This window comes from Candidatus Zixiibacteriota bacterium (assembly GCA_040756055.1).
Lineage (GTDB): Bacteria > Zixibacteria > MSB-5A5 > GN15 > FEB-12.
In genome coordinates this window covers 107,260-123,247 of the sequence record JBFLZR010000003.1, presented here as the reverse complement: position 1 = coordinate 123,247, position 15,988 = coordinate 107,260, and the positions used below count along the sequence as shown (strand labels likewise).

Here is a 15,988-nt window from a genome sequence, read left to right as displayed (position 1 = left end):
GGCGGGCTTTGATTTATTAACGGCCGGAAAAGACGGGCTATTTGCTCTTGGTCCGCTGGCTGGCTCTCTTCTTCCCGCCGGACTTCTTGCCGCTGCGAAGCTTCTTGGAGTCCTTTTTGGAAGCCTTGGTACCCTTAGGACCACCGGTGACTTTGGGCTTGGCCAGATCTTTAGCAGATTTCTTTTCTTTCTTGGACTTGCCCTCGGTCTCGGCCTTCGACGGCTGCGTTAAAAGCTCAACCACCGATATCGGAGCACCATCGCCGCGGCGTACGCCGAGCTTGATGACTCTCGAAAAACCGGACTGTCTTTCCGAAAACTGGGGTACAATCTCCGAAAACAGTTTCTTGAAAACTTCTTTGTTCTTCACCGTCCGGGCCACCTGGCGCTTGGCGCTCAGAGTGTCCTGTTTGGCCGTGGCAATGATGCGATCGACCAGGGGCTTGAGGGCCTTTGCCTTGGCATCGGTGGTTCTAATTACCCGGTGTGTAAAAAGCGACATGGCCATATTGGCCAGCATGGCTTCACGATGCGACCTGGTGCGACCCAGTTTCTTGACTTTATCTCGATGTCCCATGATTTGACCTGTATATATTCTTACTTCTTCTCGGTTTCAACGAATTTAGAGATATCCATGCCAAACGACAGGTCCATCTCCTCCAAAATCGAACTTATCTCGTTCAGTGACTTGCGACCGAAGTTACGATATTTGAGCATTTCGCTCTCGGACTTGGTAACCAGGTCCCTGATCGTCTGAATATTGGCCGCCCGCAGACAGTTCGAAGACCGGACGGACAACTCGAGCTCATCGACCCGCATATTGAGCAGATTGCGAGTACGGACAACCTCTTCATCCTCCTCCGGCTCCTCTTCGACCATGATCTCTTCGTCAAGATGAATGAACAACTGGACGTAGTCCTTCAGAAGCTTGGCTGCGAAGCTCAAAGCGTCTTCCGGCGTCACCGAGCCATCAGTCGTGATTTCAAGAATCAGCCGGTCATAGTCTGTCTTCTGACCGACGCGGGTGTTTTCGACCTGGTAGGACACCTTGGTCACCGGCGAAAACAGAGCGTCAACAAAGACAGTCCCGACCGGAGCGTCCGGGCGTTTGTTCTGCTCGGCCACGGAGTAGCTGCGGCCGGCATCAATATCTATCTCCATCTCGAACTCGCCGTCTTTAGTGAGCTCGCAGACATGCTGATTGGGATTCAGAATCTCAACATCGGGCGTGCCCTCGAACATACCGGCGGTGAGTTTACCCTTGGTATTGGCCTTCAGTGTGAGGGTACGCATCTCGTCGGCATGCATCTTGACGCGTATGTTCTTTACATTGAGGACGATATTGGTAACATCCTCGTAAACGCCTTCGATGGTGGAGAATTCGTGCAGACTTCCTTTTATCCGCAACGCGACCACGGCCGCCCCCTGAATCGACGAGAGAAGGACTCTCCTGAGGCTGTTGCCGAGGGTCGTGCCGAATCCTCTCTCGAGGGGCTCGACGATAAAACGCGAATAGTTTTCAGTAGCCGAAGATTGGTCGATAACGACCTCCTTGGGCATAGTTAGTGGCTTCCATTTCATAACTTACTAGACCTCCCAAAGGGATTACTTAGAATAAAGCTCCACAACCAGCTGTTCGTTGGCTGTTAACGGAATATCGGAGCGCTTGGGAATTTCCAGCAACTCTCCTTCGAGAGCCGCTTTGTTAAGCCTGAGCCACGGGAGTTCTTCGCCCCGGCCCACTTCTTTCAAAGCTGCGTGTACCAGGTCAAGGTTCTTGGATTTATCCTTAATCTTGATCACCTGATTCGGTTTTAGACCGAGCGATGGAATATCACAGATTCGCCCATCGACGAGAACGTGACGATGCCGGACGAGCTGCCGGGCGGCCTTGCGCGAAGGCGCGAAACCGAGACGGTAGACAACATTGTCAAGACGTGTTTCCAGCATTTGAACCAGGTTTTCACCGGTTACTCCGATTCGCTTATCAGCCTTCTTGAAATAGTTGTGAAACTGCTTTTCCAGAAGGCCGTAGGTCCGACGAATTTTCTGTTTTTCGCGTAACTGCAAACCATAGTTGGAAACCTTGCGGCGCATACGCTGCCCGTGCTGACCGGGCGCGTACTCACGTCTCTCAACGGCGCACTTTTCAGTGTGACAGCGAGAACCTTTCAGAAAAAGCTTTTCACCCTCGCGGCGACACAGCTTGCAGTTGGCTTCACGATACCGAGCCATTAATTCTCCTCAAATACCAATCACATTACAGTCAAATCAAACGCGCCGACGCTTTGGCGGACGACATCCGTTATGCGGAATCGGCGTTACGTCTTTTATTACGGTAATCTCAAGTCCCGCCGCAGACAGTGAACGAATTGCCGCCTCACGACCGGAACCGGGGCCCTTGACCCATACTTCTACCTTCCGAAGACCCATGTCCATAGCTTCCTTTGCCGCGGTGGAAGCAGCCATCTGCGCCGCGAACGGGGTCGACTTCTTGGAGCCTTTGAAACCGACCTTGCCCGCAGTACCCCAGGAAATAGTCCTTCCCGTGGAGTCCGCGATGGTAATAATGGTGTTATTAAAACTGGCCATCACATGGACAACACCGTTGATCTCAACTTTTCGAGCCTTCTTCTTCGTCCGTACCTTTTTCTTCGGATCAGCCACCTAATCACCTCTATCTATAAACAGTTTACTTCTTAGCCACAGGCTTGCGCTTGAGACCGCCAACCTGACGCTTGGGGCCCTTACGGGTGCGGGCGTTCGTCTTGGAACGCTGGCCGCGCACCGGCAAACCCCGGCGATGACGAAGACCGCGGTAGGCGCCGATATCCATAAGGCGTTTAATGTTCATCGAGATTTCACCGCGAAGCGCACCCTCGACAGTGTAATCGTTCTCAATCACGCTGCGAAGCTTGGCGACATCGTCGTCCGTAAGCTTGTTCACGCGAACATCGGGGCTAACACCGGTCTTCCTGAGGATCTCCTTCGCCCGGAAGGGACCGATTCCGAATATGTAAGTCAGCCCGACTTCGATTCTTTTATCTTTCGGTAAGTCTACACCGGCAATACGAGCCAATTGTAACTCCTTTATCTTAAATCAAAAACTTCTATTCTAACCCTGACGCTGCTTGTGATTGGGGTTCTTCGAACAGATAACCCGCAAAACACCCCTGCGTTTGACTATCTTACAGAACTCGCAGCGTTTCTTTATGGCCGATTTCACTTTCATAACATTCACCCAATCTTCATATCGTTATTTATACCGGTAGGTGATCCGGCCCCGGTTCAAATCGTACGGCGACAACTCGAGAGTGACCTTGTCACCCGGAAGAATCTTGATAAAGTGCATTCTCATCTTTCCCGAAATGTGCGCCAGCACCACATGGCCGTTGTCGAGCTCTACCTTGAACATGGCATTAGGAAGCGTCTCGATTACTTTCCCTTCGACCTGAATGGTTTCCTCTTTCGCCATAGCTTCCTTATACCAAAGTTAAAATGTCCGGACCGTCTTCCGTAATCGCCACCGTGTGCTCGAAATGAGCCGACGGTTGCCCGTCGAGAGTGACAAACGTCCAGCCGTCCGGTAATGTCTTCACTTCATATGTGCCCATATTGATCATAGGCTCTATAGCCAGGACCATACCCGTCTTGAGAACCGGACCTTCCTGGGCTGAACCATAATTAGGTACCTGCGGTTCCTCGTGCATTTTGCGGCCGATGCCATGACCGACCAACTGACGAACCACCCCATACCCTTCATTTTCGGCAACCTGCTGAACAGCCGCCGAAATCTGTCCTAATTTATTGCCATTTCGAGCCTTGTCAATACCGGCCCGTAAACATTTTTCGGTCGTCTCCATCAAATGAAGCTTCTGTTCGGACACTTCGCCAACCGCAAACGTCCGAGCAGCGTCCCCGTAAAAACCCTCGAAAATGGAACCGACATCAACCGACACAATCTCGCCTTCTCGAATCACCCGCTTGCCGGGAATACCGTGAACGACCTCCTCGTCGATAGAGACACAAGCCGACGCCGGGAATCCCTGGTAGTTCAGGAAAGCCGGAATGGCGTCTTTGGATCTGATATACTCTTCAATCATCTCATTCAACTTGCCGGTCGTCATACCGGGTTTGAGGTTCTCTCCTACCATCTCAAGTGTCTCGGCTACGATGCGCCCGGCCCGGCGCATAATCTCTATTTCCTCAGGTGTCTTCAACTTGATTATCATTCGACCTTCGAAGACACTGCGTCAAGCACCGCCTGAAACACCTCATCGGGTGTCTGCTGAGCGTCGACCTCGGCCAGAATCGACTGTTTGCGATAGAAATCCTCAATCGGCCTGGTCTGCTTTTTGTACACTTTGAGACGGTTGCGAACGACCGACTCCTCGTCATCGGGACGCCTCTGCAGCTTTGCGCCATCATGGTCACAGCGCCCCTCTACTTTCGGCATCTGAGCCGGATAATTGTAACCGGCCGAACACTGCGGACAGTACCACCGCCCGGACAGCCGCTTCACAATCTCGTCGTCGCTTACATCAAAAAGTATTGTCTTATCTAAGCTTATGCCGTTTTTTTCAAGCATCCCGTTAAGACCCTCGGCCTGCGGGATCGTCCTGGGAAAACCGTCCAGTATAAACCCACCGTCCAGTTTACCGTCCTTGATCTGGTTTTCTATCAGCCCGATAATCAGGTCATCCGGCACCAACTCGCCGCGCTTCATGTACCCCTCGGCCTTCTTGCCCAACTCCGTGGAACGCTTGACCGCGTCACGCAGCAGGTCGCCGGTGGATAGATGAACCAGGCCCAGCCTTTCAGCGAGCCTGACAGCCTGAGTACCTTTGCCTGATCCGGGAGGGCCAAGAAACACCAGATTCATGCCTACATCGACCTCCCGCGAATCTTGCCCTTCTTCATAAAGCCGTCATAATGACGCATGAGCAGGTGCGACTCGATCTGCTGGAGCGTATCGAGCGCCACACCAACCACAATCAGAAGACCGGTGCCGCCAAAGAAGAAGTTGACGTTGGCCTGCGAGATCAGAATCCACGGCAGAATGGCTATGGCAGCGAAGAATATCGCTCCCGGCAACGTGATTCGGGTAAGAATCTTCTCGATATACTCGGAAGTGTTCTTCCCCGGACGAATACCCGGAATATATCCACCGTTGCGTCTCATGTTGTCGGCGATTTCCATCGGATTGAAAACAATCGCGGTGTAGAAATAGCCGAAGAATATGATGATCATACCGTATATAATCGAATACCACGCGCCGCCCGGAGCCAGCCAGACCGCCACCAGGTTCTGAACCCAGTCGGTATTGGGGAAGAGCTGCGCGAGCGTCGACGGCAAAAACATAATCGACTGTGCGAAAATAATCGGAATAACACCGGCCGAATTCACCGAGAGCGGCAGGTGTGTGGCGGCGCCACCGTACACTTTACGGCCCACCACGCGGCGCGGATACTGTACCGGAACCTTGCGCTGGGCGCGAGTGACCAGAATAACAGCCGCGACCACAATCACCATCATAACAACCATCACGAGTTCAAGAAGAAAAGAACGGCTGCCGTACCAAACCATCTGAATCTCTTCCCACACCGCTTCGGGGAAGCGAGCTATGATACCGATAAAGATGATGAGGGAAATACCGTTGCCGATACCTTTTTCCGTGATCTGCTCGCCCAGCCACATAATAAAGATACACCCGCAGGTAAACGTGAGCACTGTGAGCGGGATAAAACCGCTGGTGTCCATGTGTACCGCGGGGATACCATTGAGATTGATGGTAGTCAGGAATCCGGCTGTACCCCATCCCTGGAGCGCGGCGATCAGCACGGTCAGGTAACGGGTATATTGCGTGATCTTGCGGCGTCCCTCTTCACCCTCGCGCTGGAGTCTCTGAAGCCACGGCACGACAGCTCCCAGCAACTGGAGCATAATCGAGGCCGAAATGTAAGGCATGATTCCGAGCGCAAAGATAGTGGCCTTGGCAAAAGCTCCGCCAGCGAACAGGTCGAGAAGTCCGAAAATGGAATTCGATGACAGGGCCTGCGCCAGAATTGAACCGTCGATACCGGGAGTAGGGATATGTCCGCCGACCCGGTAGACGACAAGGATGGCCATGGTGAACAGGATTCTTTTACGAAGCTCTTCGACCTTAAAAATTGATTTAAAAGTCCCTAACACTAAATCACCTCGGCTTTTCCACCTGCTGCTTCGATCTTCTCTTTCGCTGACTTGGAGAAGGCAGCTGCTTTCACCGTGTAAGCTTTATCTATAGTACCGTTGCCAAGCAACTTGACCGGTATGGACAGCTTTTTAATCAGGCCGGCTTTTTTCAAAGTCTCGGCCGTAACCTCGCCGGGTTGACATCTGGCCAGGTCGCTGAGATTGACTGTCTGAAACTCTTTCTTAAAGATGTTGGTAAAGCCGCGTTTTGGCAGTCTGCGATGCAGCGGCATCTGGCCGCCCTCGCGACCCGGTTTCTGCTTGAAACCGCTGCGGGCGCCGGCGCCCTTGTGACCGCGACCGGAAGTCTTGCCCAGACCGCTGCCGGAACCGCGACCGACCCGACGACGCGTCTTTTTTGAACCTGCCGGAGGTTTTAATGTATGTAGTTCCATTGTATCCCGCCCTATAGTCTTTAGTCAATTTCTTCGACCGATACCAGGTGCTGGACGGCTCTTACCATGCCGCGAATCTGCGGGGTGTCGTTGTGCACCACCGTGCGGCGGATCCTGCCCAGACCGAGAGCCTTGATTGTGCGCTTCTGCGGCTCCTTGCGGTCGATCGTACTTCTAATCTGTGTAATTTTCAGTCTTGTCATATCCTAACCACCTGTCGTCAAGCCGGCTTTAAGCCTGCTCGCGGGCTTTCTCTTCCTGTTCGCGAGTTTTCAGTTCCAACAGTCCATCCATGGTAGCCTTCACCACATTATTGGGGTTGCGACTGCCAAGAACCTTGGTCAGGACATCTTGAACGCCGAGCGATTCCAGCACTGTCCGAACAGCGCCGCCGGCGATAACGCCGGTACCGGGCGAGGCCGGACGCATCATTACCGTCGTCGCGCCAAACTGACCGTCAATGCGGTGCGGAATCGTGCCGTTAATCAGGTTGATATTGATCACTTCCTTCTTAGCGGCCTCGGTCGCCTTGCGAATAGCATCGGAAACCTCGGAAGCTTTTCCATGCCCTACACCAACGCGGCCGCGCTTGTCGCCCACGGCCACCAGAGCCGTGAAGCTGAAACGACGTCCGCCTTTGACCACTTTGGCTACACGGTTGACATGTATCACTCGCTCTTCAAACTCGAGATTATCAACGTCAAACTTTGCCACCTAAACCTCTTATTCTATAATTTCCACGTATTATCAGAATTTCAATCCGCCCTTGCGAGCACCGTCGGCAACAGCCTTGATCCGACCGTGATAGCGGGAGATGTTGCGGTCGAAAACAACCGTCTCGATCCCCTTGTCTTTGGCCAGTTGCGCGATCTTCTTACCGACTTCAAAAGCCTGCTGTGTCTTGTTCATGTCGTCCTTGAGCTCACCGGCCAAAGCCTTCGAGTTCGTCGACACTCCCACCAGGGTGACGTGATTGACATCGTCGACAACCTGGGCGAAGACATTCTTAAGCGACTTCGCCACCGTCAGGCGCGGGCGCTCGGGTGTGCCGACGATTGTCTTGCGGACTCTCATGCGGCGCCGGAGCGCTTTCTCTGCTTTAACAATATTCTTATCAGCCATTTTTTACACCAACCATCTTATCCGGCAGCGGTCTTGCCAGCCTTGGACCGAACGTACTCACCCAAGTACCGGACACCCTTACCTTTGTAAGGCTCCGGCTTGCGGAACGAACGAATCTTGGCGGCGCACTGACCCACCAGCTCTTTGTCTATGCCTTCAACAATGACTCTATTTTCCTTGGGCAAAGCCGTGATCGTCACACCATCGGGAGGCGTGAATACGATGGGATGCGAGTATCCCAGGTACATCATCAGTATCTTGCCCTTCATTTCGGCCCGGTAGCCGACTCCGATAATCTCCAGTTCCCTCTTGTATCCTTTCGTGACGCCGACCACCATATTATTGAGCAGGGCCCGGGTCAAACCATGGAGGGCGCGATGTTTCTTGGCGTCCGACGGACGCGAAACCAAAAGCTCCTTACCCTCGATCACGGCCGTCATATCGGGATGGATTTCTCTCGAAAGCGTACCCTTGGGACCGGTGACAGTGACCGACGAGTCTTTGATCTCGACTTTCGTTTTGTCCGGAATCACTATCGGATTCTTACCTACGCGCGACATCTGAAATCCTTCCTTTACCAACACCTACAGATTACTTCGCCTCCGATGCCTTTCTTGGCGGCATCGAAGTTGGTCATGACACCCTGCGAGGTAGACAAGATCATCATACCACGCATATTATGGGTGGACAGGCGAATTTCTTCTGCCTGCACATACTTTCTCAAACCGGGACAAGAAATTCTCTGGATCCCCTTAAGAACGGACTTATCGTCTCTCGTATAGCGGAGGTAGACACGCAGGATACCCTGCTTGTTGTCGGGAAGCTCCACCACATCCCTGACATAATTGTGTTCGATAAGAATGCGTATGATCTCCCGTTTCAGCTTGGAAGCCGGGATATCTACGGCGTTCTTTTTGGCCTTTGAGGCGTTTCTCACCCTCGTTAGCAAATCGGCGACTGGATCGGTCATACTCATAATAACAGTAACTCCAAAATCCTAAAATTTACCAACTGGCTTTAACGACGCCCGGGATTTCGCCTGCCAGGGCCATCTCTCTAAAGCAAATGCGGCACAGCCCAAACCGGCGAATATAGGCCCGCGGTCGGCCGCAACGACGGCACCGGTTATATGAACGAACCTGAAATTTCGGTTCACGTCTCTGTTTCTCTAAAAGACACTTCTTAGCCATTGGTCTCCCTACTTACGGAAAGGCATGCCCAATTCGGTCAGCAGCTGACGTGCTTCTTCGTCCGTCCTGGCCGTCGTCCCGATAGTTATGTTCATGCCGCGAATTTTCTCTACCTTGTCGTAATCTATTTCCGGAAATATCAATTGTTCTTTAAGTCCCAGGTTGTAATTCCCCCGGCCATCGAAAGCCTTGGGGCTGACGCCGCGGAAGTCACGAATACGTGGAATGGCTATGCTTACCAGACGATCCAGAAACTCGTACATAACCTCGCGACGCAATGTCACACTGGCGCCGATAGCCACGCCCTTGCGTAATTTGAAATTCGATATAGCCTTCTTGGCCTTCATCACGGCCGGCTTGCGTCCGGTGATGAGCGTCAGATCGTTTACCGCCGCCTCGAGCAGCTTCGGATTCTGAGTAGCCTCGCCGACGCCGATATTGACGGTGATTTTCGTCAGACGCGGAGCCTGCATTACGGAGGAATAATTATTTTCCTTCATAAGCTTCGGCCTGATCTCTTTTAAATATTTCTCTTTAAGCCTTGCCATATGTCACAATCCTCAGATCTGCTCGCCGGTTTTGCGGCAGATTCTAACTCTCTTAGACTTGCCGCCTTCGGTTACCACTGCGGTCGATGTTTTGGTCGGGCCGGAGAGAGTCGTACTGTAAAGCGCCAGGTTGCTCAAATGCACCGGGGCCTCGATAGTGATAATCCCGCCCTTCGGGTTTTTCTGTGTCGGCCGCTGATGACGTTTGCGCATATTAACGCCTTCCACCAGGGCCGTCTGCTTCTTTACATCCACGTGCAGGACTCTTCCGTTCTTGCCTTTGGAAGAACCGCTGCGAACGTATACGGTATCACCTTTGCGTATTCTCATAAGTAACTATTCCTCTTACAGGACCTCCGGCGCCAACGACACGATCTTCATAAACTGCTTTTCACGCAATTCACGGGCCACCGGGCCAAAAATACGGGTACCGCGCGGCTCGTTCTGCTCGTTGATAATAACCGCGGCGTTATCCGAAAACCTAATAACCGAGCCATCCTTGCGCTTCAGGCTCGCCTTGGTACGAACCACCACCGCTTTGCACACCTCGGACTTCTTCACAGTGCCACCCGGCAGAGCCTCTTTGACAGTCACGACAATAATATCACCGATACTGGCATATTTTTTACGACCGCCAAGGATTCTGAAGCACATGGCTTTTTTGGCGCCGGAGTTATCGGCCACTGAGAGCATGGTGAATTCTTGAATCATCTTTACTCACACCCTTCCTGAGCGGCCTACTTGGCCCTCTCCAAAATCTCAACCAGACGCCAGCGCTTCTTCTTCGAAAGAGGCCTGGTCTCGGCGACGCGGACAACATCACCAACCCGGGCTTCATTGTTCTCGTCGTGAGCATACAGCTTCGAGTACGTACGAAAGATCTTCTCGTACAAGGGGTGCCGCATGGTACGGTCGACCCGGACAACAATGCTCTTCTCCATCTTATCCTGGATAACCGTCCCGACACGGACTTTCCTTACATCTTTTCTCACCTCATCCGCCATATATCACTCCGTTATTTCTCTTTCTCTTTATCCTTAGCACCGCTCTTACCCAGAATCGATGTGCTACTTTCGGCCAGCTTTCTGATGCCGTGTTTATCTTCATTAAGAACAGTCTTGATACGAGCGATCTCGCGGCGAATCTGCCGCAGACGGAGCGGGTTGTCCAGCGCCTTGAGCGAACGCCTCATGTTCAGATTGAACATTTCGTCATTGAGCTCGTTCACCTTCAGGCGGAGTTCCTCCGGCGTCATTTCACGTAATGCCTGAACTTTCAACACCTTTAGACTCCTTCCGTATCGGCTCTTGTTACAAACTTGGTTTTCATCGGCAGCTTGTTGGCCCCCAGGCGGAGCGCCTCACGAGCCATTTCCCGCGACACACCTTCAATCTCAAACAGCACGCGTCCCGGCTTGATCACCGCCACCCAGTATTCCGGCGCGCCTTTGCCTTTACCCATACGGGTTTCGGCCGGCTTCTTGGTTACCGGCTTGTCCGGGAATATCCGGATCCAGATTTTGCCGCCGCGTTTGATATAGCGCGTCATGGCGACACGGGCCGCCTCGATCTGCCGGTTGGTCAACCAACACGGCTCGAGCGACTTTAAACCGAACTCACCAAAACTAACCGCGGAACCGCCTTTCGCTTTTCCTCTCATCCGACCGCGCTGGGCCTTGCGAAATTTGGTCTTCTTGGGCATTAACATTTATGTTGTCTCCCGGTTCTCTCAGTTACTATTCCGCCTTGCCGGAACCACTATCCGACGACGCGGGTTTATCGCTTTTCTTGGCAGAGGACTCAGTCCCACCACCGGTTTGCCTCTCCGGTCTGCGAACGGCGCCACGGCGTCCGCCGGCTCCTCTGTAACCACCCTCCGAGCGGCCTTCATCGGAGCGGGCACGCTCGGGACGACGCCCTCTTGGAGCGCCTTCCTCGCCACCTTCACCATCACCGGTTTTGCGACGGATGCGACCACGCGGGCGCTTGCGACCCTTATCTCCTCCGTGGGGTCTTCTCGGACGGGAGCTCGGGGCCTCCTGTTCCACCTCAGGCTTGGCCGCTTCCTCGTCCTGGTAATACTGACCGGCTTCAAGAATCTCGCCGCGGCAGATCCACACCTTCACTCCGATACATCCGTAAGTGGTCCGGGCGGTAGAGGTAGCATAGTCAATATCGGCACGGAGCGTATGAAGGGGAACACGCCCTTCCTTGTACTTTTCGACTCGTGCGATTTCGGCACCGCCCAAACGCCCGCCGCACTGAACCTTGATCCCAACCGCCCCCATCTTCATCGTGGCGGCAATCGACTTTTTCATGGCGCGACGGAACGACACGCGGCCTTCGAGCTGACGCGCTATCGAATCGGCCACAAGCTTGGCGTCCAACTCCGGCTTTCTCACCTCGACGATATTCAGCAGGATATCCTTTTTGGTCAAAAGCTGAAGCTCTTCACGCAGTTTATCCACCTCGGCTCCCTTGCGACCAATGACGATACCCGGACGCGAGGTATGGATATCAACCGTCACCTTTTTGGGGGCGCGAGAGATACACACGTTGGCTATACCGGCATTATCAAGACGCTTGTTGATGTAGCGCTTGATCATCATATCTTCATGGATCAAATCGGAGAAGTTTCGAACGGGGGCAAACCAGCGGCTATTCCACGTTCTTATTATTCCGAGACGTAAACCTATTGGATGTGTCTTTTGTCCCAAGACAATCTCCTTCAATCATCAAATTATTTTTCAGCTTTTTTCTCAGTCTTCGGCCTGGCTTTGGTCGCCCTTTTCCTGGCATCACTCTTGGCCGAGCCGGTCTTCTTGGCGGCCGTCTTCTTTACAGCCTTCTTAGTCGTCTTCACCGCTTTTTTCTTGCCCGAAGCTGACTCTTTCTTACCGGCGGTTTTTTCGACCGTCTTTTCGGCAGCCGCGCCGGCAGTCGAAGCTTTCTTCGCCTCGGGTTCGATCGTATGGCCTTCTACATTCACGATCAAGTGACAGAAGCGTTTACGGTAGCGATACACTCTGCCCATCGAGCGATAACGAATCCTCTTGGCGGTCGGAGCGGCATCAACGATGATACTCTTAATCGTGAGAACTTCCGGATTCAGATTGTCGGTTCCCTCTTTGGAGAGCGCGTTGGCCGCCGCCGATTTGAGTGTCTTGGCCAGATGGTGAGCGGCGATCTTCGGCATAAAATTCAATATGTTAAGCGCCTTCTCCACCGGCATCCCGATTACAGCATTGGCAACCAAACGCATCTTGCGTGGCGGGATACTCAAATATCTCAACTGAGCGGATGATTTAACCAGCATCGCTATTCTCCCTTCACCGCCGAAGAGCGTTCCGTGAGTCTGCCGCTGTGTCCGCGGAAAGTTCTCGTAGGAGCGAATTCGCCCAGCTTGTGGCCAACCATATTCTCAGTGACATAGATCGGGATAAACTTGCTGCCGTTGTGCACCGCAAATGTATGTCCGACGAATTCCGGAAGAATCGTCGAGCGGCGCGACCAGGTCTTGACTACCTTCTTCTGCCCGGTGTCGTTCAATTCCTGAACCTTCTTTGCCAGGCTATGGTCAACAAAAGGTCCTTTTTTCAGCGATCGAGGCATCTATATTACTCCATATCCCTATATTTTCACTCGCCGATCCTGAACAAGGTGATCGGACTTTTTCCGTTTACTTCTGGTCTTATAACCCTTGGTAGGCTTACCCCACGGCGTACAAGGGTGTCTTCCACCGGAAGATCTGCCCTCGCCGCCACCCATGGGATGGTCTACCGGGTTCATAGCCACGCCGCGCACCGATGGACGTTTCCCGCGCCAACGCGAGGCGCCGGCCTTGCCCCAAACGATATTCTTGTGATCCAGGTTGGAAACCTGACCAATCGTAGCGTAACATTTATCTGGAACCGTACGGACTTCACCCGACGGCATTTTCAAAATGGCCTTGCCACCTTCTTTAGCTACCAGCTGGCAGAAAGAACCGGCCGAACGCGCCATCTGTCCGCCCTTACCAGGACGCATCTCGACATTGTGGACGTCGGTACCCAGCAGCATCTTGCCGAGCGGCATGGAGTTACCAACACGATTCTCAACCGACTCGCCCGACATCAGAATATCATCCACTTTCAGATCATTCGGGGCCAAAATATATGCCTTCTCGCCGTCAACATAGTGAAGCAGGGCGATTCTCGCCGAACGATTCGGATCGTATTCGATGGAAGCCACGCGGGCGGGGACATCGTACTTGCAGCGCTTGAAGTCGATCACCCGATACATCCGCTTGTGACCGCCTCCGCGGCAATATGCCGTAATACGTCCTTTATTGTTGCGCCCACCACTCTTTCTCAGGGGCCGCAAAAGCGATTTTTCCGGAATCGTCGATGTAATCTCATCGAAGGCGGGAACCGTTCTGAATCGCAGCGACGGTGTCGTGGGACGAAATTTCTTAACAGCCATTTTTCACACCAACCTTCTGTTATACATTCTCGAACATCGCGATTACCTCACCCTTTTTGAGGCGCACGATGGCCTTCTTCCAGGTCGAGGTCTTTCCCTCGTTGCGGCCCATGCGACGGGACTTGCCCGGCACTATCATCGTTCTGACATCTTCAACCTTGACCTTGAAGAGACTCTCGGCAGCCAGTTTAATCTGGTGCTTGTTAGCCGTCTTATCCACCTCGAACACGTATTCGTTGTTTGCCTCGCGCAGATTCGTCGAACGCTCGGTCGTCAGGTGAAGTTTTATTATTTCTCGAGGGTCTCTTCTCATCCGAACACCTCATGAACTTTCTCAAGCCCGGCCTTCGTCATAAGGATATAATCCGCATTGAGCAAATCATACCCGTTGGCGAGCGCCGCTCTGCCGTATTTGACCTTTTGCAGGTTGCGACAGCTGAGCAAGCAACTCTCGTTCTGACCTTCGTCCAGAATAAGACATTTCTTGCCCGAGAGCTCGAACTTGTCAAGTATTCCCAGAATGGTCTTGGTCTTGATCTCGGCCAGCTTGATCTCGTCGAGAACACGTATGCGATCGGCCTGTGCCTTATCGGCGAAAACCGAACGAATAGCCATCTGCTTCATTTTCTTGGGCATGGCGTTACCGTACAGTCTCGGCTTCGGGCCGAACACCGTACCGCCCCCTCTCCACAGAGGCGAGCGGATAGTCCCAGAGCGCGCGTGGCCGGTGCCTTTTTGCCGCCACGGTTTGCGCCCGCCGCCACTGACCTCGGAACGCTCCTTCGTCTTGGAGTTTCCCTGACGCTGGCGGGCAAGATAAGTCACGATATACTGGTGGACCAAAGATTCGTTGGGTGTAACCTCGAAAACCTCCGGCTTCAATTCCACCGTCCCAATCGCGGCACCGTCTTGATTATAAAGTTTAGCTTCCATCTTCTATTTCCAACCTAGCCTCGATTCGTTGACCGAATCTTAACCACCGAGCCGGTGAATCCCGGGACGGCGCCTTTAACAAGCATTAAATTCTCATCCTCGATAATCTTGACTATCTCAAGATTAAGCGTGGTCACTCTGTCTCTGCCCATTCTTCCAGCCATACGCTGCCCCTTGAAGACGCGTGACGGGTAGGAAGACGAACCAACCGAACCAGGAGCGCGCCAGCGGTCAGATTGACCGTGAGTCTTGTTGGCGCCCTGGAAATGGTGACGTTTCATAGCGCCCGCAAAACCCAATCCGCGAGAAATACCGGTCACATCGACCCTTTCACCGGGCTTAAATATCCCCACCTTCAACTCAGAGCCAACCTCAAATTCGCTCTCGTCGCAGGTGATCTCCCTGAGATAGTGCGTCGGCTCCACATTCGCTTTGGCGAAATGGCCGGCCTTGGGCTTGTTGACCAGATTCTTGCGCTGGGGCTTAAAACCGACCTGATAGGCAACGTATCCGTCCTTATCAGAGGTCTTCTTCTGCACCACCGGGCACGGTCCGGCCTGAATTACCGTTACCGGAACCGCCTCACCGTCAGCCATGAATATGCGGGTCATGCCGAGTTTCTTGCCTATTATCTCTTTCATATCAATCAAACCCTATCAGGTCTTAATCTCCACGTCAACACCGGCCGGGAGATCCAGCTTCATTAAAGCGTCGACAGTCTGAGGCGTGGATTCATAGATGTCGATGACACGCTTATGTACCCGGGTCTCAAACTGCTCCCGCGACTTCTTGTCCACATGCGGCGAACGCAAAACCGTGTAGACCGTCCGCTTCGTCGGAAGCGGCACCGGACCTACTATTTTGGCTCCGGTCCGAAGTACCGTACGCGCTATCTCCTTCGTCGACTTGTCGAGGGCGTAGTGGTCGTACGCTTTGAGCCTTATTCTTATTTTTTGAACATCCATCGTTTAACTACCTTCTATTCCAATATGTCGGCAATGACGCCGGCGCCAACCGTGCGGCCACCCTCGCGAATGGCAAAACGAAGCTCCTTCTCCATCGCTATCGGCGTGATCAACTCCACCGATATCGTGATGTTGTCTCCC

At 53.1% G+C, this 15,988-nt stretch carries 32 protein-coding genes; all 32 read right to left on the bottom strand.

Annotated elements, in window-relative coordinates; translation table 11 throughout:
* Positions 1 to 37: 37 nt before the first annotated feature.
* Positions 38 to 577, bottom strand: coding sequence for a 50S ribosomal protein L17 (gene rplQ / locus AB1483_07025; GenBank protein ID MEW6412212.1), 540 nt, complete (start codon positions 575 to 577; stop codon positions 38 to 40).
* Positions 578 to 597: 20 nt separating this feature from the next.
* A complete protein-coding gene (locus AB1483_07020) occupies positions 598 to 1,581 on the bottom strand; it encodes a DNA-directed RNA polymerase subunit alpha (protein MEW6412211.1) in 984 nt (327 codons plus the stop codon).
* Positions 1,582 to 1,605: 24 nt separating this feature from the next.
* Positions 1,606 to 2,235 carry a 30S ribosomal protein S4 gene (rpsD, locus tag AB1483_07015; protein MEW6412210.1) on the bottom strand — a complete coding sequence of 210 codons (630 nt, stop codon included), beginning with the start codon at positions 2,233 to 2,235 and terminating at the stop codon, positions 1,606 to 1,608.
* 36 nt (positions 2,236 to 2,271) lie between these two features.
* Positions 2,272 to 2,667 carry a 30S ribosomal protein S11 gene (gene rpsK / locus AB1483_07010; GenBank protein MEW6412209.1) on the bottom strand — a complete coding sequence of 132 codons (396 nt, stop codon included), beginning with the start codon at positions 2,665 to 2,667 and terminating at the stop codon, positions 2,272 to 2,274.
* 25 nt (positions 2,668 to 2,692) lie between these two features.
* Positions 2,693 to 3,079 carry a 30S ribosomal protein S13 gene (rpsM, locus tag AB1483_07005; protein MEW6412208.1) on the bottom strand — a complete coding sequence of 129 codons (387 nt, stop codon included), beginning with the start codon at positions 3,077 to 3,079 and terminating at the stop codon, positions 2,693 to 2,695.
* 36 nt (positions 3,080 to 3,115) lie between these two features.
* Entirely contained in the window at positions 3,116 to 3,232 is a 117-nt protein-coding gene (rpmJ, locus tag AB1483_07000; protein MEW6412207.1) for a 50S ribosomal protein L36, read from the bottom strand.
* Positions 3,233 to 3,256: 24 nt separating this feature from the next.
* Entirely contained in the window at positions 3,257 to 3,475 is a 219-nt protein-coding gene (gene infA / locus AB1483_06995) for a translation initiation factor IF-1 (GenBank protein MEW6412206.1), read from the bottom strand.
* A gap of 7 nt (positions 3,476 to 3,482) precedes the next feature.
* Positions 3,483 to 4,229 carry a type I methionyl aminopeptidase gene (gene map, locus AB1483_06990; GenBank protein ID MEW6412205.1) on the bottom strand — a complete coding sequence of 249 codons (747 nt, stop codon included), beginning with the start codon at positions 4,227 to 4,229 and terminating at the stop codon, positions 3,483 to 3,485.
* A complete protein-coding gene (locus AB1483_06985) occupies positions 4,229 to 4,882 on the bottom strand; it encodes an adenylate kinase (GenBank protein MEW6412204.1) in 654 nt (217 codons plus the stop codon). Before AB1483_06985 ends, map begins: the two co-directional genes overlap by 1 nt.
* A 2-nt stretch (positions 4,883 to 4,884) precedes the next feature.
* Positions 4,885 to 6,192, bottom strand: a complete 1,308-nt coding sequence (secY, locus tag AB1483_06980) for a preprotein translocase subunit SecY (protein MEW6412203.1) — start codon at positions 6,190 to 6,192, stop codon at positions 4,885 to 4,887.
* A complete protein-coding gene (gene rplO / locus AB1483_06975; GenBank protein ID MEW6412202.1) occupies positions 6,192 to 6,629 on the bottom strand; it encodes a 50S ribosomal protein L15 in 438 nt (145 codons plus the stop codon). The genes secY and rplO overlap by 1 nt, the downstream gene beginning before the upstream one ends.
* A gap of 20 nt (positions 6,630 to 6,649) precedes the next feature.
* Entirely contained in the window at positions 6,650 to 6,832 is a 183-nt protein-coding gene (gene rpmD / locus AB1483_06970) for a 50S ribosomal protein L30 (protein MEW6412201.1), read from the bottom strand.
* 28 nt (positions 6,833 to 6,860) lie between these two features.
* On the bottom strand, positions 6,861 to 7,343 hold the full coding sequence (rpsE, locus tag AB1483_06965; protein ID MEW6412200.1) for a 30S ribosomal protein S5: 483 nt from the start codon (positions 7,341 to 7,343) through the stop codon (positions 6,861 to 6,863).
* Positions 7,344 to 7,376: 33 nt separating this feature from the next.
* Positions 7,377 to 7,751, bottom strand: a complete 375-nt coding sequence (gene rplR / locus AB1483_06960; protein ID MEW6412199.1) for a 50S ribosomal protein L18 — start codon at positions 7,749 to 7,751, stop codon at positions 7,377 to 7,379.
* A gap of 17 nt (positions 7,752 to 7,768) precedes the next feature.
* Positions 7,769 to 8,311: a 50S ribosomal protein L6 gene (gene rplF / locus AB1483_06955; protein MEW6412198.1), complete on the bottom strand. Its 543-nt coding sequence runs from the start codon at positions 8,309 to 8,311 to the stop codon at positions 7,769 to 7,771.
* 14 nt (positions 8,312 to 8,325) lie between these two features.
* Entirely contained in the window at positions 8,326 to 8,727 is a 402-nt protein-coding gene (gene rpsH / locus AB1483_06950) for a 30S ribosomal protein S8 (protein ID MEW6412197.1), read from the bottom strand.
* Positions 8,728 to 8,755: 28 nt separating this feature from the next.
* On the bottom strand, positions 8,756 to 8,941 hold the full coding sequence (locus AB1483_06945) for a type Z 30S ribosomal protein S14 (protein MEW6412196.1): 186 nt from the start codon (positions 8,939 to 8,941) through the stop codon (positions 8,756 to 8,758).
* Positions 8,942 to 8,949: 8 nt separating this feature from the next.
* Positions 8,950 to 9,489 carry a 50S ribosomal protein L5 gene (gene rplE, locus AB1483_06940; GenBank protein MEW6412195.1) on the bottom strand — a complete coding sequence of 180 codons (540 nt, stop codon included), beginning with the start codon at positions 9,487 to 9,489 and terminating at the stop codon, positions 8,950 to 8,952.
* Between the two features lie 12 nt (positions 9,490 to 9,501).
* Positions 9,502 to 9,819: a 50S ribosomal protein L24 gene (gene rplX, locus AB1483_06935; protein ID MEW6412194.1), complete on the bottom strand. Its 318-nt coding sequence runs from the start codon at positions 9,817 to 9,819 to the stop codon at positions 9,502 to 9,504.
* Positions 9,820 to 9,834: 15 nt separating this feature from the next.
* The gene (gene rplN, locus AB1483_06930) at positions 9,835 to 10,200 is read right to left on the bottom strand and encodes a 50S ribosomal protein L14 (GenBank protein ID MEW6412193.1); all 366 of its coding nucleotides are present in this window, start codon (positions 10,198 to 10,200) and stop codon (positions 9,835 to 9,837) included.
* A gap of 26 nt (positions 10,201 to 10,226) precedes the next feature.
* The gene (rpsQ, locus tag AB1483_06925; GenBank protein ID MEW6412192.1) at positions 10,227 to 10,493 is read right to left on the bottom strand and encodes a 30S ribosomal protein S17; all 267 of its coding nucleotides are present in this window, start codon (positions 10,491 to 10,493) and stop codon (positions 10,227 to 10,229) included.
* Positions 10,494 to 10,504: 11 nt separating this feature from the next.
* A complete protein-coding gene (rpmC, locus tag AB1483_06920; GenBank protein MEW6412191.1) occupies positions 10,505 to 10,771 on the bottom strand; it encodes a 50S ribosomal protein L29 in 267 nt (88 codons plus the stop codon).
* A 2-nt stretch (positions 10,772 to 10,773) separates the two neighbouring features.
* On the bottom strand, positions 10,774 to 11,196 hold the full coding sequence (gene rplP, locus AB1483_06915) for a 50S ribosomal protein L16 (GenBank protein ID MEW6412190.1): 423 nt from the start codon (positions 11,194 to 11,196) through the stop codon (positions 10,774 to 10,776).
* A 28-nt stretch (positions 11,197 to 11,224) separates the two neighbouring features.
* Positions 11,225 to 12,205 (bottom strand): 30S ribosomal protein S3, encoded by a 981-nt coding sequence (gene rpsC / locus AB1483_06910; GenBank protein ID MEW6412189.1) that lies wholly within the window; start codon positions 12,203 to 12,205, stop codon positions 11,225 to 11,227.
* A 23-nt stretch (positions 12,206 to 12,228) separates the two neighbouring features.
* Entirely contained in the window at positions 12,229 to 12,804 is a 576-nt protein-coding gene (rplV, locus tag AB1483_06905; protein ID MEW6412188.1) for a 50S ribosomal protein L22, read from the bottom strand.
* A 2-nt stretch (positions 12,805 to 12,806) separates the two neighbouring features.
* Entirely contained in the window at positions 12,807 to 13,100 is a 294-nt protein-coding gene (rpsS, locus tag AB1483_06900) for a 30S ribosomal protein S19 (GenBank protein MEW6412187.1), read from the bottom strand.
* Positions 13,101 to 13,118: 18 nt separating this feature from the next.
* Positions 13,119 to 13,949, bottom strand: a complete 831-nt coding sequence (gene rplB / locus AB1483_06895; protein MEW6412186.1) for a 50S ribosomal protein L2 — start codon at positions 13,947 to 13,949, stop codon at positions 13,119 to 13,121.
* A gap of 19 nt (positions 13,950 to 13,968) precedes the next feature.
* Positions 13,969 to 14,262, bottom strand: a complete 294-nt coding sequence (locus tag AB1483_06890) for a 50S ribosomal protein L23 (protein MEW6412185.1) — start codon at positions 14,260 to 14,262, stop codon at positions 13,969 to 13,971.
* Positions 14,259 to 14,882 (bottom strand): 50S ribosomal protein L4, encoded by a 624-nt coding sequence (gene rplD, locus AB1483_06885; GenBank protein ID MEW6412184.1) that lies wholly within the window; start codon positions 14,880 to 14,882, stop codon positions 14,259 to 14,261. The genes AB1483_06890 and rplD overlap by 4 nt, the downstream gene beginning before the upstream one ends.
* Positions 14,883 to 14,896: 14 nt before the next feature.
* Positions 14,897 to 15,523: a 50S ribosomal protein L3 gene (rplC, locus tag AB1483_06880; GenBank protein ID MEW6412183.1), complete on the bottom strand. Its 627-nt coding sequence runs from the start codon at positions 15,521 to 15,523 to the stop codon at positions 14,897 to 14,899.
* 15 nt (positions 15,524 to 15,538) lie between these two features.
* Positions 15,539 to 15,847, bottom strand: a complete 309-nt coding sequence (gene rpsJ / locus AB1483_06875; GenBank protein ID MEW6412182.1) for a 30S ribosomal protein S10 — start codon at positions 15,845 to 15,847, stop codon at positions 15,539 to 15,541.
* A 14-nt stretch (positions 15,848 to 15,861) separates the two neighbouring features.
* Positions 15,862 to 15,988 (bottom strand): elongation factor Tu (tuf, locus tag AB1483_06870; protein MEW6412181.1); only part of this gene is annotated, 127 nt, incomplete at its 5' end.